Consider the following 21,126-nt stretch of genomic DNA (forward strand, 5'->3'; position numbering starts at 1 on the left):
CTCTGTATAGATCTAGCTGTTTTATTTAATGGACCCTGATGTTAGTCCGCTGATAATCCATTTTTGTGCGAACAAGTAGACGATGAGCATCGGGGTTAATGCGAGCAGATATGAAGCAAATGCTAAGTTGAAATCTGTACTGAACTGCCCCTGGAACACATATTGTACCAGCGGTAGCGTGTAAGAATCCTGATCGCCGAGCAGAACCAGCGGTAGCATAAAGTCATTCCAAGTCGATAGACAAGACAGGATACCGATCGTTGCACTGACAGGAGCAAGGAGTGGGAAAATAATCTTCCAGAATGTTCCGAATGTCGATGCACCGTCTACTGTGGCCGCTTCTTCCAGTTCGTACGGAATGGAACGGATATAACCGGTGTATACAAATACGTTAAAGGCCAGACCATAAACAACGTAAAGAATAATAATTCCCACAATGTTGTTCATGTGCAGGTCCGTAGTCACTTTGACTACAGGCAGCATGATAATTTGGAAAGGAATAAACATTGCGCTAATAAAATAGAAGTAAAGCACTTTGAAAAATCTTCGCTTCATATTACGTGCAATAGCATAGGCTACCATGGAGTTGGTAAGTAATATGAACACGACTGTTGTAATGGTAATTATGGTACTATTTCCTAAGGCATTGAAGAAATTCGTTGCCTTAATGGCATTGGAGAAGTTCTCAAAATGCAGGCCAGTTGGCAGCGAGAAGATAGATTGAGCCATTTCCTCGGGATTCTTGAGTGCGATGGCAATGGTCATGTACAGCGGAAACAGGATCAGTATTGAGCCTAGGGCGATAAGAATCGTTACAGGCCAGTTGGTTGATTTTTTGATCATAAGTCCATCTCCCGTTTCTGCAGAAATTTAAGCTGAAGGGCGGAGATAACGACAATCACGATAAAATAAATCACGGCGTTCGCCGATTGATAGGCAAATTCTCCGCCTTGGAAGCCGCCGGTGTAGATTAAGTGGGCAATGGATTGCGTTGAACGACCCGGACCCCCGCCTGTCAAGGCAACGATTTGGTCGAATACCATTAGACCGCCCTTCATCGCGAGCACCATATTGATGGTGAAGAAGGAAGCAAGCATTGGAAACGTAATGCTCCAGAATTCTCTCCAGCGGCTAGCGCCGTCCAGATTGGAAGCTTCGTAAAGATCATGAGGAATGGTTTGAAGACCCGCCAGATAGAGAATCGTGTTATAAGCAATCCCCTGCCAAACGGCTACAATGACGATACCGATCCAAGCCCAGTCGGAGTTACCGAGAATGTTCTGTGATAGGAATTCGCTGCCGAGTTTCGCACCCCAAATAGGGAATACATTAGCGAACAAGTAGTTAAAAATAAAACCAACAATCAATACGCTGAGGATATTCGGCAAGAAATATACGCCACGGAAAAAGTTTTTAGCTTTAATTTTGGCGTTAAGTCCAAGCGCAATCAACAAGCTGATGATATTGATAAGAATAGTGGTTAGAATGGCATATTTAAAAGTGAACACATATGAATTCAACACATTTTCATCTTGAAAAATGTTAATGAAGTTCTTAAATCCTACGTAATCAAAGCTGTCACTAAAGCCGTCCCAGTTCGTGAACGAATAATATATACCCTGGATTGCAGGAAAGGTATGGAAGGCAAAGAAAAGAAGTAATGCCGGTATAGTCATCAGATAAAAGGCGACTCGGCGTTTGGCCATCATGTAATCCTCCTCATTGTAAAAGCGAAAGAGAAGAGGGGAAGCCCCGTTCTCTTTCGCGGTTCATGTTTGTCTGATCAGTTTATTTCCGGTTAGCTACTTTATCCCATTCCTTATCAAGCTGTTCTAGGTAAGCTTTAATGTCTTTCTTTTGCAAGAAGGATTGGTTGATGGTATCCACTTTCATCGCACTTGGGATGTAGTGGTCAGCAAAGTCAGCCAAGTTGCCAGCGGTAAACGCTTCTTTGAAGCCATCCATCGTTGGATCATCTTGTGTTACACCTTGTACAGCTGGGAATGCTTTTTGCTCATTGATGTATAGGCTAACATTCTCAGGTTGAAGCAGGAAGTCTACGAATTTCTTTGCTTCTTCTTTATGTTTAGTGTTCTTGGAAATCGTCAGCAACGTATCTACGCCAGAAATGACTTTGTTATCGGCAGCATCATTTGTCGCTGGGAATGGGAATACGCCAAGTTCAATGGATGGATTGGCTTTCACGATTTCTGGGATCGCCCATACGCCTTGCAGGTACATTGCGGATTCACCTTTAGCGAATGCTGTGTTTCCGTCATTGTAACCTTTACCAAAGATATCTTTTTGTCCGTATTCCGTCAGCTTAAGCAGCTTTTCAGCAACCTCGTTAAAGCTGTCTGCGAAGGTTACAGTGCCTGCCGCACGCTCCTTGAAGAAATCATTCCCTTTAATGATCGTGGAGAGGGAGTTGAACGGCGTAAGTGTTGTCCATGAATCCTTCAGTGTCAGGTAAAAAGCATTTTTACCGCTGTCCTTGAACTTTTGAGCGACAGCCATGAACTCATCCCAAGTAGTTGGAACAGTAACACCGGCTTCAGCAAACATCGCTTTATTGTAAATGACACCACTTGCGTTTGAAGAGAATGGAAGACCATTCAGTTCGTCCGAACCCGTCAAGTCTTTCAGCATTTGAAGATATGCTGGCTGGATATTCTCAGCGAGTGGATCGCCTGTGAAATCTTCAAAAAGACCGCTGCCAGATAACGTCTTGTAGGTGTCAGTTGCTCCAATCCCTACCACGTCAGGAATATCTTTCTTCGCTGCACGAGTTTTCAATACCGTTTCAGCATCTGGCGGGTTAACCTGTGTGACAACAATATTTGGATTGGCTTCATTGAATTTCGCAACCAGCTTGTCGAAGGTGGCTTTGGCTTCGGTTTTATTTTGGAAAAACTCGACTTTTACCTTGTCACCGGAGGAGGCATTTCCACCACTATTTGCGCTGTTGTCAGCCGCATTGCTACCACAGGCACTAAGTACGGACATTGCCAGTACGCTAACCACTACGGGTTTGATTGTTTTTTTCATGATTAAATCCTCCTAATAATTTGTTGGTATTATGAACATGTAAGAGATTAAACATGTACGTAAATGAAAACTAATTGATATTCTGCTACTTATCGGCGGCAGATATGCATTACAATAGAGAGAGTAAACGTTTACGTAAAAGGGGTAAAAAGACTCAGGTAAGTGATCTTACCGTTTGTCTTTCCACGATTAAGTGATCGACAATTTTGCTATCCACAGTCTCGCCTGTTTCAATCATCTGAATAAGCTTCTCCACGGCGATCTTACCAATATCGTACAGTGGTTGACGCACTGTAGTTAACGGAGGAATAATCATTTTCGCCATTCCAAGATCGTCATAACCCATAATGGATATATCGTCGGGAACACTTAAACCATATTTGATGACCGTGGAAAGAGCACCAATCGCCATTTCATCACTAGCGGCAAAGACGGCAGTGACATCAGGGGCTTGCTCCAGGAGAGCTTCCATTGCAATGCTCCCGCTTTCATACAGAAAGTCTCCAAAGGTGAGATAGCGGCTGTCGAAAGGAATTCCACTTGCTTCAAGCGCTTTACGATATCCCTCAGCTCTGGGTGCACCAGCGATAGCATCGCTTGGATTTCCGCTGATCATGGCAATTTTGCTGTGACCTTTGGAAATTAAGTAGAGGGTGGCATCATAAGCAGCCTGGTAATCGTCTACTTTAACGTAAGGTACACTGGCAAATTCCGTTTGGGAGGAAACCAACACAACTGGGATCTTCATGGTTTCTAGCACATCGTAATACTCTTTCTTCAAGACCTCACTAGAGTAAATAATGCCATCAACCTGCTTCTCCCTTAAGAGTTGTAAGTACTTTAATGTTCGTTTACCATCCTGGTCGGTATTACAGACCATTACACTGTAATTGCGGTCATTGGCCAATTCCTCAATGCCTTTAAGCAGATCAGAGGAGAACGCTCCAGAAACACTTGGGAACATTACACCAATGGTCTGGGTACGCTTATTGATTAGGCCACGAGCAATTGCGTTAGGTTGATACCCGAGTTCTTTGATAGCTTCATTTACCTTTTGTTTCGTCTTGTCGGAGTACCCACTTAAATTGTTTAGCACGCGAGAGACTGTTGCAATGGAAACGTTCGCTTTTTGTGCAACATCTTTAATGGTTGGGTTCATTCATACGTGCTCCTTAGATTACGGTTAGCCTTAGATTAAACGTTTACGCTTTGAAAATCAAATTCCTTGAAAAGATTTACGTAAACGCTTACCCTGAATATAAATCCTGGCAGGTATGCTTGTCAACTCCACTTAAAAAATATGTGAGGGATAAGAACCATGAAAGGTAATTATTTTTTAATAGTATGAAACCGATTAAATTACCAGAAAATCTCTGTTAAAGTGGTGTGTAAGAGGGAGAAATGTAGCTGGAGTAGGATATTAAGAATACAGAGACCCAGAATTGACAAAAGAATAGTAGAGGTCTAACATTTAGACAGTAAACGCTTACGTGAAATCGGATTGACATGTTCATCGTTTGGTTTAGTGTTTAACCGGATAAGGAGCTGCGCTTATGAATATTTATCTCGAAATTCCAGATGTGGATAAGCATTTTCCTTTTAGAAGTTTACTATGTGGAGGAGATACACTGTGCTATCCGCATTGGCATAAAGAAATTGAAATTATATATGTAACTAAAGGAAGTCTAAATCTGGGAATAAATGATACCCCTATTCACATGGAGCAAGGTGAGGTTCAATTTATCAACGGTGGGGATGTCCATTATTTTCTGGCCTCACCTGAAAGCGAACGGGTAGTCATTCAATTCGATCTTAACCTGTTTCAGGAAGTCGCAGCCTTGAGTGGAAATGATTATTCGCTTCGTGAGGTTTTTACGCTTATGGAGCATTCAAGTTCAAAATGGCCCGAGGCAACCGCCGTGAAGATCAAAGGGCTGATTGAGAGTATTTATGAGGAAGACGTGCAGCGAAGAGATGGGTACGCTTACTTAATCAAAGCAAGATTGTTTGAACTATTGACCGTTATTTTACGGGAAGTGCCGAAGAGTACACTCAATAAACAGCCTAAGTTCTCGGAAGATACGCTGAACCAGTCTAGAGAAACACTGGAAAGATTAGAGCGGATTTTTATCTATGTAGAGCAGCATTACCAGGAAGCCATTACGCTGAATGAGGTAGCTAGCTATATGGGCTTTAGTCCGTATTATTTTACCAAGCTGTTCAAGAAGAATACTGGTATGACCTTTATAGCTTTCTTAAACGAATATCGCCTTAACAAAGCCAAATGGATCTTAATCAATGAAGATTTGCCGATGTCTGCGGTGGCGGAAGCTGCCGGGTTTGGCAGCGTGAAGACATTCCATCATTTTTTCAAGGATGCTACGGGGATATCACCCCTAAAATACCATAAGACAATATTCGGGAATAATACAGCAAGAATGCAGGAAGAAAGACGCCCCCGGGCTTTGTATGATAGAGATATCAAAACAGGAACAAGTGGAGGTTAAGACAAAGATGACATTAACAATAGGAATTATCGGCTGCGGAGGCATTGCTAACGGCAAACATATGCCAGCATTAAAAAAAGTTGAAGGTGCGCGAATGGTTGCTTTTTGCGATATCGTTCCTGAGCGTGCAGAAAAGGCAAAGGCGGAGTTTGGGGATGAGAACTCTGTAGTTTACACGGATTATACAGAACTTCTTAAAGATGCAAGTATAGATGTAATTCATGTATGTACACCGAATATTTCCCATGCGGAGATTTCCATTGCGGCAATGGAGGCAGGTAAGCATGTAATGTGCGAGAAGCCAATGGCTAAAACCACTGAAGAAGCACAAGCAATGATCGACGCTTCAAAGCGAACTGGGAAGAAGCTAACCATCGGTTACCAGAACCGTTTCAGACCAGATTCCGCTTATCTGCATACGGTATGCGAGAATAATGGTCTTGGAGAGATTTATTACGCTAAAGCTAAAGCGATCCGTCGTCGTGCCGTTCCAACATGGGGCGTGTTCCTGGATGAGGAAGCACAAGGTGGAGGTCCATTAATTGATATCGGTACTCATGCTCTCGATTTGACCCTGTGGATGATGGATAACTACAAACCTAAATATGTTGTGGGTAACGCTTATCATAAGCTGTCCGGTCGTAAAAATGCTGCGAACGCTTGGGGCCCGTGGGATCCTGAGAAATTTACAGTTGAGGATTCCGCCATTGGATTCATTACTATGGAGAATGGAGCTAGCATCGTTCTAGAAGCAAGCTGGGCGCTCAATACACTTGATGTTGGTGAAGCTAAGACTGTGCTTTGCGGTACTGAAGGTGGAGCGGATATGGAAGACGGTCTGCGCATCAACGGAGAAGAATACGGCAAGACATATGAGAAGCATATTAGCTTGGAAGCCGGTGGCGTTGACTTTTATGATGGTGCGGGAGATGATCCTGCATTGACGGAGGCTACTCAGTGGATCGAAAGCATCGTCAATGACACCGAGCCTGTAGTGAAGCCAGAGCAGGCGCTCGTTGTTACCCGTATCTTGGAGGCTATTTATAAATCCTCTGAGACTGGCATGCCTGTATTTTTTGAATAAACGATCAGGTTTAACGACATAGATAACTATGAACTAGGAGTGTGTCCAAAGTGACCAGAGTAACGGTATGGAATGAATTCCGCCATGAACGGCAGGAAGAGAGAATTCTCAAAGTCTACCCGCAAGGGATTCACGGACAGTTGGCAAGCTTCCTTCAGGAAGCTGGACTGGACGCTCAGACAGCTACGCTGGATGAACCGGAGCATGGACTGACACAAGAAGTGCTGGATAACACGGATGTACTGATTTGGTGGGGACATGTCGCCCATCAAGAAGTTAGCGATGAGATTGTAAATCGTGTTCACCAAAGAGTGCTTCAAGGCATGGGGCTAGTGGTGCTTCATTCGGGTCATATGTCCAAAATATTCATGAAGTTAATGGGCACCAGTTGCGATCTAAAGTGGCGTGAAGCAGGGGAGAAAGAGCGTCTTTGGGTCATGGACCCAAGTCACCCGATTGCTGAGGGCATTGGCGAATATATCGATTTGGAGCAAGAGGAAATGTACGGTGCACATTTTGATGTACCAGCACCAGAAAGCCTTATTTTTGTCGGCTGGTTTGAAGGCGGCAATGTGTTCCCAAGCGGATCGACCTATCGTCGCGGGAACGGGAAGATCTTTTATTTCCAGCCCGGCCATGAATCTTATCCAACCTATTACAACAAAGAAATCCAAAGAGTGATCATCAATGGGGTGAACTGGTGTGCACCAACGAAGCGTGATTATCCAGTTTACGGACATTCTGAAGCTTTGGAGCCAATCAAAGAAAAGGTGGTATTATAAATGAAATTAGGCGTATTTGATCCTGTATTTGGAAGTTTGACACTCGATGAGATGCTTGATAAAATCGCTGCTGCTGGTTTGAATGCGGTAGAGATCGGTTCAGGAGGCAATCCCGGAAATGCCCACTGTCCAACAGATGAGCTGCTTGCCAGCGAATCAGCACGTAAGGAATATCTGGAGAAGTTCACGAAACGTGGCATTATGATCAGTGCATTCAGTTGCCATAATAACCCGATTTCCCCTGATAAAGAAGAAGCTCGTGAAGGCGACGAAATTCTGCGTAAGTCGATCAAGCTAGCTTCGCTAATGGGCGTTAAGGTAGTGAATACTTTCTCGGGAACCGCGGGAGACAGCGACGATGCAAAAGCACCGAACTGGCCAGTTACACCTTGGCCTACCGTGTACAGCGACATCAAAACCTGGCAGTGGGAGCATAAACTGATCCCTTACTGGAAGGAAATCGGTAAGCTGGCCGAAGAGCATGGCGTTAAGATCGGTATCGAGCTTCATGGTGGTTTCCTCTGCCATACTCCTTATACAATTCTGAAGCTTAGAGAAGCAACCTGCGATGCGATCGGCGCGAACCTAGACCCGAGCCATCTGTGGTGGCAAGGCATCGATCCTGTGGGCGCGATCAAGATTCTTGGTAAAGCTGGTGCGATCCATCATTTCCATGCCAAGGACACGTACCTGGATCAGGACAATATCAATATGTATGGTTTGACAGATATGCAGCCTTATGGCGATGTTCAGACCCGCGCATGGACCTTCCGCTCCGTTGGCTGTGGACACAGCATATCTGAATGGTCGGATATCATGAGTGCACTGCGTACTTATGGTTATGATTATGTGGTCAGCATCGAGCATGAAGACCCTCTTATGACGGTAGACGAAGGCTTCCAACGTGCAGTAACCAATTTGCAATCCATTCTTATTCGCGATCAACCACAAGGTATGTGGTGGGCGTAAGAATAGTTTAAGAACGAAAGGTCTTGATTCTCTAGTGTTTGTAGAGGATCAAGATCTTTTTTTGCGTGTTTATGTGGATGTGGGTTAGGATAATGTGCGGATGAAGAAAATAGCAGAAAGCAAGGTTCTAAGATGAATAAAGGAGAGACAACAATGTTACTAGAAGTTATTGCTACAACATTAAGTGATGCAGTGCTAGCCGAACGTTATGGTGCTGACCGAATTGAACTGATCACAGCGATTAGTGAAGGGGGATTAACACCCAGTCTGGGACTAATAGAAAAAGTGCGCGAAGCCGTCTCGATCCCGGTCAGAGTAATGGTTAGGCCTCACGCCAGATCCTTTTATTACGATAAGGATGATATAGAAACTATGGAGAGGGATATTCAGCATATCGCATCTATCGGCGGATTCTCTGTTGTTATGGGCATGTTACGATCTGACGGAACGATTGACGAAGAGGCACTTCAACGACTGCTTCAGGCTGCACAGGGTCTGGAGGTGACATTCCATCGAGCGTTTGACGTGGTGAGGGATCAATTTGAGGCGTTAGAAATATTGATACGTTATCCTCAAATTACTGACATTCTAACATCAGGAGCCGAGAGTACAGCCCCTAAGGGCGCGGAGCGTATTGCTGCGCTTGAACAGCTTACTGCAGAGCGATCTATCAACATACTGGCAGGTAGTGGATTAACGGTGGAAGGGATAAGCGATTTTGTACAACAAACAGGTGTGAGGCGGGTACATTTCGGTTCAGCAGTTAGAGTAGAGGGTGATGCGCTGAAACCTATAGATCCTCTTCGCTTGCAGGCTGTTCGAAACCTTCTGGATCAAAGAAAAGAGCACTAGCCTTAACGATAATAATGGATTACAGACTGGGGGAGCTGAAAGGATTTTGAGATTAAAGATCCGGATGGGTATGTGATTGCATTTGGTTCAGGTAAGAAACTGTAGCCGCTGAAACATAAAATATTGTTTAAAAATACAGAGCTGATCTTTGGTTATCCAAAGGTCGGCTTTTTGTCGTGTGCACTTGGTTACAGTATTGCAATCTCTGCGTCAAATGCGGGGGACGAGTTGAAAAGAATAGGTACAGGCTGGTATGCAACTAAATTGAAATGATTTCGTCTTTATATATGGAGGTGGAGAAAATTGGGATTTTTTGTTTCGAGTAGCTGGTTTCAATCTTCATTACAGCGGAACATAAAGCTGATGCTTGTGTTTGGGCTTCTGTTCGCTGCATGTTTTACAGGTGTGGGAAAGGCGGAAGCTGCTGCTGGATCCGATCTAATTATCGTGAATAAAAAAACAAACAAACTCGCGTATTTCAGTGATGGCAAGCTGGTGAAGACTTTTCCGGTCGCAACAGGGAAATCGAAGGAACTGACACCGGAAGGTAGCTTCAAAATGGTAGTTAAAGTAAAAAACAGACCCTACTACAAAGAGAAAATACCTGGGGGTGATCCGGCCAATCCGCTTGGCGACCGCTGGTTAGGGCTAGAGGTAAATGGAACTTATGGAACTACGTACGCGATTCACGGCAATAGTAATGAGTCATCCATAGGAAAGTATGTTAGTGCTGGATGTATTCGAATGCATAATGATGATATCCACTGGTTATATCCAAAAATAGCTAAGAACACAAGAGTCATCATTACAACTAGTACACTGGCTATGGAGAGCATTGCGACAAAGAACGGGTACTCTGTGGGAAGTAAGACGTTTGCTGGAGCTTTTGAGCTGGATGGCGTCACGACAAAGCTGAATGATCCCTTTATATTGGATAACTCCCGTGTATTTATTCCGCTGAGAGAATCTGTAGCGTTGTTAGGTGGAACTCTGCAGAGCGAAGCTGGTACTGGTGCACTGCTAATTACGATAGGTGGTCGTACGGTGACACATAAGCCTTTATCCGAGCAGGCTATCGTGAATGGGAAATCCATTAAGATAATCGCATCTCGTAATGAAAATAACCGATTGTTAATTCCACTGAGCATCTTGCCCCAATTATTTAGCATTCAGGTGCAATGGAATCCACAGTCTCAGTCGGTAAAGATTAATTTATAACTGTTCTTGGAATTGTATTTCTGATCTTAGTTAGTCTATACTGTACTCATTCAAACCAATTCGGACAATGACGGAGGACCACCGACTGATGAATAACTAACACGTTTCCTAATGAATTAGACCATCCAACTTGTAAAGTGCATATGCACAAGTCACGGAGCACCCGCACAGGGTGATAACGGTCAGGGATACGTGTGTCGGTCGGGGGCCTTACGTTGCTTTTATATGAATAGATCGATCTATTGTTTGGTTTACTCTGCATGCAGCAGGTGATCACAGCCGTAGTCTATTCATGTTATGGCATATTCCCCCATCATACGCTATTCGACCGCAGACCGCTGGCTGCGGTTTTTTATTTGCAATATAATCGGAGGAATGGAATATGACCCTAATAAAAGCAAAGAATTTACGTAAAGAATGGAGCGGGACCCTGTTATTTGAGAAGGTGTCCTTTGAGATATCGGAAGGAGAGCGTGTGCTCTTGTTCGGCCGTAATGGAATCGGCAAAACCACACTGCTTAAGGGACTGATCGGTCGCCTCACCTTTGAGGAAGGGAGTATTTATCACGGCTTACCTCCTGAAGAATGGGGCGTGCTGGATCAGCAGTTAGAAGTATCAGAAGAAGTAAGCGCCTTGGATTACGTTCTCGCCGGATCGGCAGAGCTACCCCAATTAAAGCGCCGGCTTCAACTCCTTGGTCAGAGGTTGCAGGAAGTGAACGACGAGAGTGAAGCTGGACTTACTGAATACGCCGAAGTGTACGAACGATACCTGCAGCTTAATGGATATGACTGGGAGGCTAAAGCGGAAAAGTGCTTGAAACAGCTTAAGCTAGAACGCTCAGTTTGGGATTTGCCATACCCATCGCTAAGCGGAGGGCAAAAGACACGTGTCCAATTAGCAGCATTACTAGCCCAGCAGCCAAAGCTGTTAATTCTAGATGAGCCGACAAATCACTTAGATGGAGAGACGATGGAGTGGTTGGAACATTGGGTACACACCTACCCTGGAACCGTACTTTATGTTTCGCATGATCGTACGTTCATCGATCGAACGGCGACAGCTTTACTGGAACTTAGTCCAGAGGGATGTCGCCGGTATTGGGGTGGATATACGCAGTATCGGGAGCAGAAAACGATAGAGGCACGAACGCTAGAGGGACAATATAAGAAGCAGGAACAGGAAAAGGAGAAAATACTGGAGAGCATCAGAAGGTATTCGGAGTGGTTCCAGCAGGCACACCGTGCTGCCGGACAGCATGATTTCCTGCGTGCGAAATCTAAGAAGAACGTGTCTCGTCTTCATGCGAAGGAAGCTGCACTCGAACGCTTAAATAAGAACCGTGTGGAATTGCCGCGCGAGACAAGCAAGCTGAAGATGAAGCTGGAGACGGAAGCATTAATGGCGGACACTTTGCTGTCACTCCGCGAGATTGATTTTGCTTATAAGGATAGTGCGCCTGTATTGAAAGATTTCAGTTTGTCCTTGAATCGAGGAGATCGTCTTGCTATTCTGGGGCCCAATGGGGTTGGGAAGTCTTCTTTGCTGAAGTTGATTGCGGGTATTCATAAACCCACTCAAGGTGAAGTACGGCTGCATCCACGGACGAAGATTGGTTATTTTGCCCAAGAGCTCGATAATCTAGCGGTGTCATCCACGATTCTGGATAGCTTGCTTGAACTGCCGGGTATGACCCAAACGGAGGCACGAACGATTCTAGGCTGCTTTTTATTTTCGCGGGAGGATGTCTTTAAACGAATTGGTGATTTAAGTCTGGGGGAGAAATGTCGTGTAGCTTTCCTTAAACTGTACTTTGGAAAAGCTAACCTATTAGTACTGGACGAACCCACCAATTATCTGGACATTGACACTAGGGAGCGTGTAGAAGAAGCGTTAAGGGTATATCCGGGAGGGCTTGTGATGGTCTCGCATGACCGATATCTGCACACTAATGTAGCTAATCGTCTGGTAATCTTAGAGCCGGCTCAGACACCGAAGTTTTTCCAGGGTTCCTATAATGAATACATTTCCAAAGATAGAAGTCGTGTGCTTACCCAAAAAGAACAGGCGCGGGAGGACGAGCTTGTCCTTCTGACGCTCCGTCTGAATCAATTGATCCAAAGTGGAAGTAGGGATACAGAGGCTGAGAATGAGGCGCTAATGGCGGACATAGTTAATCTGCGGTTACAGATTCAGGAACTAAGGGATAAGGAAGAAACTACACTCTTCTAAAAAGAGAGTCAACATCACCCAGCTCAGGATACAATTTATCTAGGGCTGGGTTGTTTTTTAGCGTGAAAAATATATACGGAATCGAATATTCAGATAGGAGTTATTAGATGTAAGGTGTATAATTTGGAGGAATATGGATGTAATTTGGGATAGGCAGATCTTGAAAGGACGGTAATAAAATGATGAAATTCGCTTCCTTTATTGTGGAATTATTTCGATTATGTATATTGCTTGTGTTGACCTTGTTTATTTTAGGCGGGGCAGAGCGATTCGTATATCAATCTATATTTGGTCAGCCCGTATATAACTGGAGTATGGCGCTTGGAAATGTATTGATATTTTTTATGCTGTATCGGAATCATTTTCAGTTTAAAGGTTGGTACAAATCAGAAAAAAATGTCAAGCTAACCCTCCTCACTACAAGAATTATAACTGTTATATCGCTAGGGCTTATCCTCCTGCCGATCGGGCTCAGCTGAGCCTATGTAAATTAGAATCATTGGAGCCTGTGATGATTTTTAAATGGAACCGTGGATATAATTGGGGAGACATTCATAGAATTATTAAATTAACAGATAAACTTTCTGATATACGGGTGATTCTAAAACATAATAAGGAACTGGAATCCATTATTGAAGAGCGGATCAAAAGGCTGAATGAATACAGTTAAGCATAGAGAGCGGGGGCCCTGATATGAATAACTATAAAGTGGAGCGTTTGGAACAGGAGGATTTCATAGGATTTTGGAAAAGAGTACTGGCTACCATTCTTGATCTCCTTGTCATTCTGATCCCTGCGGTTATTGTTTACATGCTATTCAACTCATTAGCTGTTTCCTTGCACTCGGAGATTCCTATTATTCTTGAGTATATTATCTTCATCGTGTTTGATATTTTTATGATCGTTAGATTTGGCGGATCACCCGGGAAGCTGATTTTAAAGATAAAGATTGTTAATGATCAAGGGAGTTATCCAACGCTGAAGGAAGCTCTAGTTCGAAATATTTTCCGAATCATTAGTACAATTTTTTCAATGATTGTTGGTGTCAGTCTCTACGACCTCACTGCGATTTCCACCAACCTTGCCTTATGGGCACCATTGGCTAATGATCTCAGTAAAATACTTGGCTTTATCATGCTTGTGGATTATCTATTTGTCGCATTTACTCCCCGTAAACGTGCGCTTCACGATATGATGGCCGGTACTTATGTTATTGATAAATCTGCAATTTAAAGGATGCTTGCTGAGCATTCTTTTTTTTTGATTTTTAATAGTTTATCGTTAAATAGTTTACTATTAAATATTTTAGTGTTAAAATAAATACAGAAGCACCCAATGATCATGAGCGTTATAGGAGGATGTACTTGGAAAACCCAGATTTTTTTAGACTCATACATGCAGTTGAATTATTCACGGATGAAATTATTGTTCGATGGATGAATGCTTTTGACCATAATATTGGGATATCACCCGTTCTCGTCTTGGGAGAATTGAATAAAAAGGGTCCGCAGAAGCAAACTACTTTGGCTAAAAAATTAGGTTATACGCCGGGGGCGATGACGAACATTGCCAATCGCTTAATTAAACAGGAAATGGCCGAGCGTAAATATAATGAAGATGATCGCCGAAATGTACTGCTCTCGATCACGGACAAAGGTAAGGATGTACTGAAGGAAGCACAGCTAAAAGGACAGGAGCTCCGAGCTGAAATATTTCTGAAGCTCGATGAAGAAGAACTGCAGCAATTCTTGAAAATTTATGAAAAGTTGTTAACGAGCTTTGATAGCTCTGAAACATAAATGAAGTCATCTAAGAATCTTAATCACATTATAAAGGGGTATGGATATGGGAAGAGTTCAAGGTAAGGTTGCATTAGTCACTGGAGGCGCTTCAGGTATTGGCTTATCAGCCGCTACTCTAATGGCTAGAGAAGGAGCCAAAGTTGTCATCGCCGATTTTAATGTAGAGGCTGCCAAGGAAGCAGCGGCTAAGATTAAAAGTGAGGGTGGAGAGGCGGAAGGTCTTTTCCTGGATGCATCCCAAGCAGATTCGATCAAGGAAGCTGTTGATTTCACAGTCGCTCAGTATGGCACCATTACAGTTTTGTTCAACAACGTAGGTCTAACTAATCTGCAAAAAGACCTTGATGTGGTCAACATAGATTTGGAAGAATGGGATCGCCTGATGAACGTGAACACCAAAAGTGTTCTATTAGGCAGCCGATTTGCTATTCCACATATGATTAAAGCGGGCGGAGGTTCTATTATTAACACCGCTTCGATGTCAGCATTTGCAGGAGATTCATTGCGCACGGCTTATGGTTCCTCTAAGGCAGCTGTTGTGAACCTTACACGTTATATCGCTACACAATATGGTAAGGATAAAATTCGTTGTAACGGAGTGGCTCCAGGCCTAATTCTAACACCTGCGGCTGCAAGAAATATGCCGCCAGCTGTGCTGGATATTTTCCAGAAGTTCAATGCCCTCCCTTACCATGGGGAAGCGGATGATATCGGAAACACAGTATTGTTCCTGGCATCGGATGAATCTAAATTCATCACCGGACAAACAATAGAAGTAGAGGGTGGTCACTATATGTCCAACCCTAGTATTACGGACTTCCAGAATTACATGATGGAAGCTAAAGGTAAATAAATTCAAGCGTAATTAAAAAATCCGGTCCATTCTCGTGTTTATCGAGAGGGACCGGATTTTTGTTTGTATAAGTGAGTTAGGCTAAATTAGCTTACCGCTAAAACAGCCTGTATAAAGGTTTTCAGTGCTGAGGATTTTGTGCTATCGATCCATTGCTTCGAAACATCTGTCTGACCATCCATATACCATCCGAGTTTTTCCTTCAGCTCTTGGTCAAAGTTATCAGGTTGTTTTGTTCGTTCGGCTATGAGCTGTTTAATCATTTGTGGCCAACGATACCCATTAAGACCAAAGCTGTGCTCGGGGTAACGTTCAGCAAGTGTTAAGACAGAAGCGAGTGACTCACCTGCATATAATTCTGCCGCCAAATAGCTGCCAATAAAACGATGGCTGTCATCATGCTCTAAGGCGATAGAAAATTGCTTCCGAGCTTCTGTAAGCTTGCCTTGATGCATGAGAGCTATAGCATTAATCGAGCGGTCATAGTCATCCCCCTTAGTTTGACTCAGCTCAATGTAGCGGGAATAATACTCGTTATATGATTTCCAGTCCTTATGGTCAAAATAGTACTGCGTCAACGTGAAGGCATAATTAGAATAAGGATGCAACTGTATGAGCTTTTGGAGTAGCGGAATCGCCTGATCTTCTAATGAGTCATCCTTCGTCAGGGAGGATTTAGCGAGCATCAGCTTCACAAGCATGTGTAGAGCATGAGCATCCTCTGGATCATCTGCAACATTCTGTTGGTACATTTCTATGGCTTGATCAGGTTTCTTATTTAGCAATAGTCTATCGGCTGTGGTTAGTTCTCGTTCCTTGAGATAGAAGAAGGGCAGATTACCAACGGTGTCTTCGTTCAATCTGTAGCCACTACTGCGGGTAAGCAGATGTCCATCCGCATCAAATGCCTCGATATTCCAAGAAAAGCGTGCTTCAGGATTCATGAACACAAGAAAAGATAGAGGATCAATCGATTCAAAGCCCTCTCCGCCACTGCCGTAGGAGAAACCACTGTTGTAATAGAGTTCATCTACTGGAATAGAGACTTGATTGTCCGTGATATGGTCCCGAATCTGCGAACTGAAGGAGCTCCCCACCATCGAGACCCCACCGCTTAAACGATAATAAGCTGCACCCTTAACAGCTTTCCAGCGGAAATCTACGTTCTTTCCAGTTAGTGTCTCCTGATTAATAGGAGACTGAAGCTCAATGAGAGGTTGCAGAACAACACTCTCCTTCAACAGGTCACCCGGTTTAACTTCAATCCAATCGTCATACTGTATAGGCCAAGCCCAGCCATCGATCTGATCATAGCTAAGTCCAAGCTGCAGTTGATAGAAGCCCGGAATCACACCGTAGAATTCGAAACGTCCTTCATCGTCTGTAACGATTCGGTAGGAATCAGCAGATGTAATGCTGTGATGAACCTCGCTTTCAGCACGGAGAAAAATACCTGCACGCGAGACCGGAGTACCATCGCTACGAGTAAGTGTTCCGGATACGACGGCAGTCGAGGTGTTCCCCATATCGACAGCGGACTGAATGGCAATCCGGAGTGCCTCCAACTGCAATTCGGTCTCTGAAGTTCCAATCGTTGGTGGTGAAATTGACGCTGATCCCGCTGCATCCTTGTCTGCGGTGTCTTTATCTGAGTTGCTAGTGGTAAGACTCATTTGTTTATGAATATCCTGCCAGAATTTTTGGTAGCTCTCCAAGCCATTGTCTACTACGGCAAGTGCTTCTTGTGCTTTACCTTTTGTGAAGAGCAGACGCCCGGTAAGCCATGCTTTCTGCGCATCTAAAACCTGCTGATTCTCAGATGACAATGTGGTTTGTTCAAGAATAGCTTCAGCGGCTGTTATGTCACCACGATTCAGGGCTCGTTCTGCACGAAGGAGCGTCAGCTCTTGTGCCACGTGAGAATTGCTGGCTAGTTGTTTAGTGGCCGTTATTAGCGCTTGATCGCCGTCTTCCTTACGGCCAAGAGCATCATATTCGTAGGCAAGCAGCTTTACCGCAAATATACGTGTATTATTCGCTGGCCCATCAAGGATGTATTCTTCTAACAAAGCGATTTTATCCTCTGGCAGCAAGTCGGAAATACTCGGTTCATCATGATTCCACTGACTCATAGAGGGACCAATATTTACGTCATATCTATAGGGATCGTAGGCGTGCTCCTTATCAATGATATTTGTTTGAATAAGCTCCATACGTTTACTGCCAGTTGTAGACTCTAGCTTTTGCAGAAGTTCTGTACGGGCCAGGTTAAATTGAATAGCTGGGCTTTCCTCCATTTGTGCCTTTGAGGAGGGCAGAAAGTTAAATAGAAGAATGAGCAGGAAGGCTGGGAGTAGCACGAATGACACTAGATGTTTGACTCTGATCTTAATTCGCATGTCTCTTCACCGCCTGATCATAGATATCTTTCCAGTACGTATTGCCCCCAGCCTCAATAAGTTCACGGTTTGGATGCTGCTGGACGTTTTGTTGGGGTTGATGTTTAACCTCTGGTTGATGCAGTGTCAATGATACGACTAGAATAATGGCACCAATCGCGCCTAAAGGTTTCACGGGGATCTCGATTTCTTTATTCCAGAAAGCCATGAGTCGGGCTCCAAAGGTTGGAGGGTGGGTCATCTTGAGGACGCGCTCATGTCCTTCGAAGTGTATGGGTTGTAGTTCTTCATCTAGCTGTTGCTTGATCACTTCGCGTTTCGTATTCTCTGTGCTCCCCGTATTCATAAGAAATGTCCCTCCTTCTCCAATATCTTTTTTAAGAGTGTCCGTCCTCTAACTAACCGGGATTTAATCGTATTCTCCGGCGTATTCAATTGCTCAGAAATTTCACGGATGCTCATCTCATGAAAGTAATATAACGTCAGACATTCGCGGTATACATAATCGAGAGTTCTGATGGACTCAGCGAGTCTAACATTATGCCATTCCACCATAAAAAGCTCTTCTGCCCCGGCAGTGAAGCCCGCATCATCACTGGCTTGGAGCTCTGCATCGCCTGAGGGGAAAATATTACGCCAGCTCCAAGTCCGTTGCTTCATGCGGCAGCGGTTGATTACGATGCGAATGAGCCAAGCCTTTAACCGTTCCGGTTCCTGCAATTGATTCATTTTGGCAAAGGCTTGAATAAAAGTATCTTGCACCGCCTCTTCGGCACTGTGTCGATCTTTGAGCAATAAGCAAGCGGTTCGGAGCAGCATATCGCCGTAATCGTCCATCAACAGGCTGAGAGCTGACTCATCCTTTGCTTTGATTCTGTCTATAATATTCAGATGAAGCTCCCCTCCCTTTACTAAATAAGATGCGGCTCAGAGGATTAAGGTTGCGTTTGTGTGGAATATTTTTACTGAGGGGACTCCAATTGCACTATGTGCAATAGAATTTGTCCTGAAGCGGGAGAAGATGAATTCTGTTGCACTTTGTACATTCAAAATAGCTAAGAAACGCCTAATTAGGGGGTTTTTTCGGATTCTATTGCACAAAGTGCAATGCATTGCTTTTTTCGAAGCAAACTGCCCCAATCTATTGCATGTTCTGCAATGAAATACTCCGATGGTGAGAATTAATCAGGTAATTAATTGATGTTCGGCAGATTTGGGTAAATGATAGTTAGGCTATGCCTAATCTTCCTTGTCTAAGGAAACTTTTTCGTTTCAGTATCGTCTATATGTTCAGTTCCATTTTTTTGCAAGATGGCTTTGAGCAACCTACTAAGGAGATGACATCATGTCAGCACAGATTAAGTTTCTAGCAGCCGCTATCCTGCTCATTGGAATGATCGGGCTTGCTGGCTGCAGTTCGAACAATGAGGCGGCTAATTCTGAATCCCCTACAAATACCCCAACAGAAACAGCTATAACAGCAACTTCGGGACCGGAAGTTAGCCCGTCATCCACTCCTGCAGAAACCGCAGCAACGGAGACTACTTCCCCTACGGAGACTAATAAAGATACAGCCAAGGCGAATCCGCAGAATAGTGACAAACAACTTCAAGATTTACTTGAGCTTGCTAAAAAAGGGAAGGTGCCCGGTGTTGAATATGCTGCTCATACCGGACTAATTGATGAGGTAGAAGCCGATTGGGGTAAACCTGATCAACAAGAGCCAGCGGGAAAAGGGATTTATGCTACCTACACTGATGAACATGTCGTATTCGGATTCAATAAAGGGAGCCTAATCTTCGATGTTCGTTCCAGTGATACTGCGCTGCAAAAGCTGACACTGAAACAGATCGAGTCCACACTGGGCAAGCCGGACGATACTAAAGTAAATGGTGAGGATAAGATCTACACTTACCAAGCCAATGATCAATTCCAGTTGAAATTCATTATTCCAAACTCGACGGGTAAGGTGGGCCATATCTCCGTTTTTAGTGAACAGGATTCCATTAATAATATGGCTGGATAAGACGAGTAATGGGTGCAAGGAGCAATCAATGCAGAGAAATCTGCGGGTTGCTCTTTTTGATGTTTATTTTTGATCTGGAGTACGCCTTGGACGGACTGATATAATGTAACCTATGAGCGGATTCGGGGGAAAGAGAGGTTCTATCATGCAGTTGGAATTAATCGAAAGTGAATACAAAGTGACCGGAGATGGGATAACGATCGAATTATTCCCAAAAGAGTTTACGCTTTTTCAGTTCTTGTACAAAAATAGAGGGCGTACGTTCAGCCGAGAACAGTTGCTGGATAAGGTCTGGCCCTTGGAATATCCGGTAGAGCGAACGGTAGATGATCATATTTATCGCATTCGTAAAAAGCTTGGCAAGCTACAGGGTCTTGATATTAAGACTGTTAGGGGATTTGGTTATAGTCTGATTATACAAGAGCCTTCAGCGGCCATGACCAATCCGACTACATATGATTTAGAGATGCAGAAGACGATGCGTGAGGTATTCAAGAAATATCACCTATATGGTCAAGGTCGCTCGATGTTAATCCTCGCACGCCAACAGGATGTTTTGGGTTATGCGATGGACCCGTTTTATTCGGTATATATTCATTTTGTGCAGGGAGATGTGGAATGGCTGCTGAACACAACGGAGGTTGAGATCGAGGAACGGTTTTATTCTTTGTTGATCTGTTATGTTCTTTTAGGTGATCCTAAGAAAAAATTAGCGTTCTGCGAGTTAGTCCTTGAGAAAAAGCTTCTTTTGCCGCCTCAGCATCGCGAATTGGAAATCCTTAATATTCTGGATTTGTACACGCTGGCAGGGCAAACGGAAAAAGCACTGGAACGGCTAAAGCTAACGTATGAAGTGATTAAAGAGCCGGGGTATGAGAGTTTCATTCCTATAACGGCGACCTCAGAAATGCTTCTACACTTGTGGATGGGAACAGAAGATCACGTAATAGAACGGATGGCGAAAGACATTGAAACGCTTTTGCAGGAGATGCCTTACTTACGCGAGATTGGGAGTTATAAAGTTGCGAGGGGCTTGTGGTTTCTACGGCGTAGGTCTTGGCGTGAAGCAGAGCGACTATTGGATGATGCGCTTCAAGTGCTGGAGATGTCGGGGTTTGTACCGATGCGTATATATGCGTTATATCGAATTGTTCACTATTGTAACGAGTTTCCACCCCAACCAGCTTTGCAGCACAAATATGCAGATTTATTTGAACGAGAGAAGGAAGAGCGGGGATTCCATCGTTTGGAGCAATCCTTGGAACACGTGCTTATGAATATCGTGACAGCTCTCTGATAATTCTCTGACAATTCTCCGTTACATTAAGATCATGCTTCATATGTTCTAGTTCT

At 43.9% G+C, this 21,126-nt stretch carries 22 protein-coding genes; 15 read left to right on the top strand and 7 right to left on the bottom strand.

Going from position 1 to position 21,126, the window contains the following annotated elements; genetic code table 11:
* Window positions 1-21 precede the first annotated feature (21 nt).
* From MHB64_RS05345 to MHB64_RS05360, 4 genes are all read right to left on the bottom strand, one after another.
* Entirely contained in the window at window positions 22-843 is an 822-nt protein-coding gene (locus MHB64_RS05345) for a carbohydrate ABC transporter permease (protein ID WP_179281684.1), read from the bottom strand.
* Window positions 840-1,706, bottom strand: a complete 867-nt coding sequence (locus MHB64_RS05350; protein ID WP_036680400.1) for a carbohydrate ABC transporter permease — start codon at window positions 1,704-1,706, stop codon at window positions 840-842. The genes MHB64_RS05345 and MHB64_RS05350 overlap by 4 nt, the downstream gene beginning before the upstream one ends.
* Before the next feature lie 82 nt (window positions 1,707-1,788).
* On the bottom strand, window positions 1,789-3,048 hold the full coding sequence (locus tag MHB64_RS05355) for an ABC transporter substrate-binding protein (protein ID WP_094872497.1): 1,260 nt from the start codon (window positions 3,046-3,048) through the stop codon (window positions 1,789-1,791).
* Window positions 3,049-3,202: 154 nt separating this feature from the next.
* Window positions 3,203-4,207, bottom strand: a complete 1,005-nt coding sequence (locus MHB64_RS05360; RefSeq protein WP_076284001.1) for a LacI family DNA-binding transcriptional regulator — start codon at window positions 4,205-4,207, stop codon at window positions 3,203-3,205.
* A gap of 394 nt (window positions 4,208-4,601) precedes the next feature.
* Here MHB64_RS05360 and MHB64_RS05365 point away from each other — a divergent pair, with 394 nt between their 5' ends.
* The 13 genes from MHB64_RS05365 to MHB64_RS05425 all read left to right on the top strand — a co-directional run bounded on the left by MHB64_RS05365 (window position 4,602) and on the right by MHB64_RS05425 (window position 15,348).
* Entirely contained in the window at window positions 4,602-5,555 is a 954-nt protein-coding gene (locus tag MHB64_RS05365) for an AraC family transcriptional regulator (RefSeq protein ID WP_094872500.1), read from the top strand.
* Between the two features lie 7 nt (window positions 5,556-5,562).
* Window positions 5,563-6,639, top strand: a complete 1,077-nt coding sequence (locus MHB64_RS05370; RefSeq protein ID WP_341133884.1) for a Gfo/Idh/MocA family protein — start codon at window positions 5,563-5,565, stop codon at window positions 6,637-6,639.
* A 50-nt stretch (window positions 6,640-6,689) separates the two neighbouring features.
* Window positions 6,690-7,421, top strand: a complete 732-nt coding sequence (locus tag MHB64_RS05375) for a ThuA domain-containing protein (RefSeq protein ID WP_042124690.1) — start codon at window positions 6,690-6,692, stop codon at window positions 7,419-7,421.
* Window positions 7,422-8,390: a sugar phosphate isomerase/epimerase family protein gene (locus MHB64_RS05380; RefSeq protein ID WP_042185436.1), complete on the top strand. Its 969-nt coding sequence runs from the start codon at window positions 7,422-7,424 to the stop codon at window positions 8,388-8,390.
* A gap of 153 nt (window positions 8,391-8,543) precedes the next feature.
* Window positions 8,544-9,242, top strand: coding sequence for a copper homeostasis protein CutC (locus MHB64_RS05385; RefSeq protein ID WP_094876342.1), 699 nt, complete (start codon window positions 8,544-8,546; stop codon window positions 9,240-9,242).
* A gap of 123 nt (window positions 9,243-9,365) precedes the next feature.
* Window positions 9,366-9,515: a hypothetical protein gene (locus MHB64_RS05390; RefSeq protein WP_341133885.1), complete on the top strand. Its 150-nt coding sequence runs from the start codon at window positions 9,366-9,368 to the stop codon at window positions 9,513-9,515.
* 30 nt (window positions 9,516-9,545) lie between these two features.
* Complete coding sequence (locus tag MHB64_RS05395) at window positions 9,546-10,460, top strand: L,D-transpeptidase family protein (RefSeq protein WP_256989944.1); 915 nt, start codon at window positions 9,546-9,548, stop codon at window positions 10,458-10,460.
* A 382-nt stretch (window positions 10,461-10,842) separates the two neighbouring features.
* A complete protein-coding gene (abc-f, locus tag MHB64_RS05400) occupies window positions 10,843-12,693 on the top strand; it encodes a ribosomal protection-like ABC-F family protein (RefSeq protein ID WP_341133886.1) in 1,851 nt (616 codons plus the stop codon).
* 179 nt (window positions 12,694-12,872) lie between these two features.
* Window positions 12,873-13,172, top strand: coding sequence for a hypothetical protein (locus MHB64_RS05405; protein ID WP_341133887.1), 300 nt, complete (start codon window positions 12,873-12,875; stop codon window positions 13,170-13,172).
* Window positions 13,173-13,204: 32 nt separating this feature from the next.
* Window positions 13,205-13,363, top strand: a complete 159-nt coding sequence (locus MHB64_RS05410) for a hypothetical protein (RefSeq protein ID WP_341133888.1) — start codon at window positions 13,205-13,207, stop codon at window positions 13,361-13,363.
* 23 nt (window positions 13,364-13,386) lie between these two features.
* Window positions 13,387-13,926: an RDD family protein gene (locus MHB64_RS05415; RefSeq protein WP_094872509.1), complete on the top strand. Its 540-nt coding sequence runs from the start codon at window positions 13,387-13,389 to the stop codon at window positions 13,924-13,926.
* Between the two features lie 131 nt (window positions 13,927-14,057).
* The gene (locus tag MHB64_RS05420; protein ID WP_094872511.1) at window positions 14,058-14,492 is read left to right on the top strand and encodes a MarR family winged helix-turn-helix transcriptional regulator; all 435 of its coding nucleotides are present in this window, start codon (window positions 14,058-14,060) and stop codon (window positions 14,490-14,492) included.
* A gap of 46 nt (window positions 14,493-14,538) precedes the next feature.
* Window positions 14,539-15,348, top strand: coding sequence for an SDR family NAD(P)-dependent oxidoreductase (locus tag MHB64_RS05425; RefSeq protein ID WP_042185448.1), 810 nt, complete (start codon window positions 14,539-14,541; stop codon window positions 15,346-15,348).
* 86 nt (window positions 15,349-15,434) lie between these two features.
* Here MHB64_RS05425 and MHB64_RS05430 read toward each other — a convergent pair whose 3' ends face one another.
* Genes MHB64_RS05430 through MHB64_RS05440 form a run of 3 tightly spaced genes read right to left on the bottom strand, consistent with a single transcriptional unit; the run spans window position 15,435 to window position 18,638 of the window.
* Entirely contained in the window at window positions 15,435-17,747 is a 2,313-nt protein-coding gene (locus tag MHB64_RS05430) for a hypothetical protein (RefSeq protein WP_341133889.1), read from the bottom strand.
* A complete protein-coding gene (locus MHB64_RS05435) occupies window positions 17,737-18,093 on the bottom strand; it encodes a hypothetical protein (RefSeq protein WP_280788923.1) in 357 nt (118 codons plus the stop codon). Before MHB64_RS05435 ends, MHB64_RS05430 begins: the two co-directional genes overlap by 11 nt.
* Window positions 18,090-18,638, bottom strand: a complete 549-nt coding sequence (locus tag MHB64_RS05440; RefSeq protein ID WP_341136050.1) for an RNA polymerase sigma factor — start codon at window positions 18,636-18,638, stop codon at window positions 18,090-18,092. Before MHB64_RS05440 ends, MHB64_RS05435 begins: the two co-directional genes overlap by 4 nt.
* 454 nt (window positions 18,639-19,092) lie before the next feature.
* On the opposite strand from MHB64_RS05440, the gene MHB64_RS05445 reads away from it, so the two are divergent.
* Complete coding sequence (locus MHB64_RS05445; RefSeq protein WP_341133890.1) at window positions 19,093-19,773, top strand: YjgB family protein; 681 nt, start codon at window positions 19,093-19,095, stop codon at window positions 19,771-19,773.
* A 145-nt stretch (window positions 19,774-19,918) separates the two neighbouring features.
* On the top strand, window positions 19,919-21,070 hold the full coding sequence (locus MHB64_RS05450; RefSeq protein ID WP_094872517.1) for a winged helix-turn-helix domain-containing protein: 1,152 nt from the start codon (window positions 19,919-19,921) through the stop codon (window positions 21,068-21,070).
* Window positions 21,071-21,126: the final 56 nt, after the last annotated feature.

The organism is Paenibacillus sp. FSL K6-2859, assembly GCF_038008265.1.
Taxonomy (GTDB): Bacteria; Bacillota; Bacilli; order Paenibacillales; family Paenibacillaceae; genus Paenibacillus_AQ; species Paenibacillus_AQ nitricinens.

Coding starts and splice junctions, on each gene's coding strand:
- MHB64_RS05345 (WP_179281684.1), bottom strand. CDS start 843: ATGATCAAAAAATCAACCAACTGGCCTGTAACGATTCTTATCGCCCTA.
- MHB64_RS05350 (WP_036680400.1), bottom strand. CDS start 1,706: ATGGCCAAACGCCGAGTCGCCTTTTATCTGATGACTATACCGGCATTA.
- MHB64_RS05355 (WP_094872497.1), bottom strand. CDS start 3,048: ATGAAAAAAACAATCAAACCCGTAGTGGTTAGCGTACTGGCAATGTCC.
- MHB64_RS05360 (WP_076284001.1), bottom strand. CDS start 4,207: ATGAACCCAACCATTAAAGATGTTGCACAAAAAGCGAACGTTTCCATT.
- MHB64_RS05365 (WP_094872500.1), top strand. CDS start 4,602: ATGAATATTTATCTCGAAATTCCAGATGTGGATAAGCATTTTCCTTTT.
- MHB64_RS05370 (WP_341133884.1), top strand. CDS start 5,563: ATGACATTAACAATAGGAATTATCGGCTGCGGAGGCATTGCTAACGGC.
- MHB64_RS05380 (WP_042185436.1), top strand. CDS start 7,422: ATGAAATTAGGCGTATTTGATCCTGTATTTGGAAGTTTGACACTCGAT.
- MHB64_RS05385 (WP_094876342.1), top strand. CDS start 8,544: ATGTTACTAGAAGTTATTGCTACAACATTAAGTGATGCAGTGCTAGCC.
- abc-f (WP_341133886.1), top strand. CDS start 10,843: ATGACCCTAATAAAAGCAAAGAATTTACGTAAAGAATGGAGCGGGACC.
- MHB64_RS05405 (WP_341133887.1), top strand. CDS start 12,873: ATGATGAAATTCGCTTCCTTTATTGTGGAATTATTTCGATTATGTATA.
- MHB64_RS05410 (WP_341133888.1), top strand. CDS start 13,205: ATGATTTTTAAATGGAACCGTGGATATAATTGGGGAGACATTCATAGA.
- MHB64_RS05415 (WP_094872509.1), top strand. CDS start 13,387: ATGAATAACTATAAAGTGGAGCGTTTGGAACAGGAGGATTTCATAGGA.
- MHB64_RS05425 (WP_042185448.1), top strand. CDS start 14,539: ATGGGAAGAGTTCAAGGTAAGGTTGCATTAGTCACTGGAGGCGCTTCA.
- MHB64_RS05430 (WP_341133889.1), bottom strand. CDS start 17,747: ATGCGAATTAAGATCAGAGTCAAACATCTAGTGTCATTCGTGCTACTC.
- MHB64_RS05435 (WP_280788923.1), bottom strand. CDS start 18,093: ATGAATACGGGGAGCACAGAGAATACGAAACGCGAAGTGATCAAGCAA.
- MHB64_RS05445 (WP_341133890.1), top strand. CDS start 19,093: ATGTCAGCACAGATTAAGTTTCTAGCAGCCGCTATCCTGCTCATTGGA.
- MHB64_RS05450 (WP_094872517.1), top strand. CDS start 19,919: ATGCAGTTGGAATTAATCGAAAGTGAATACAAAGTGACCGGAGATGGG.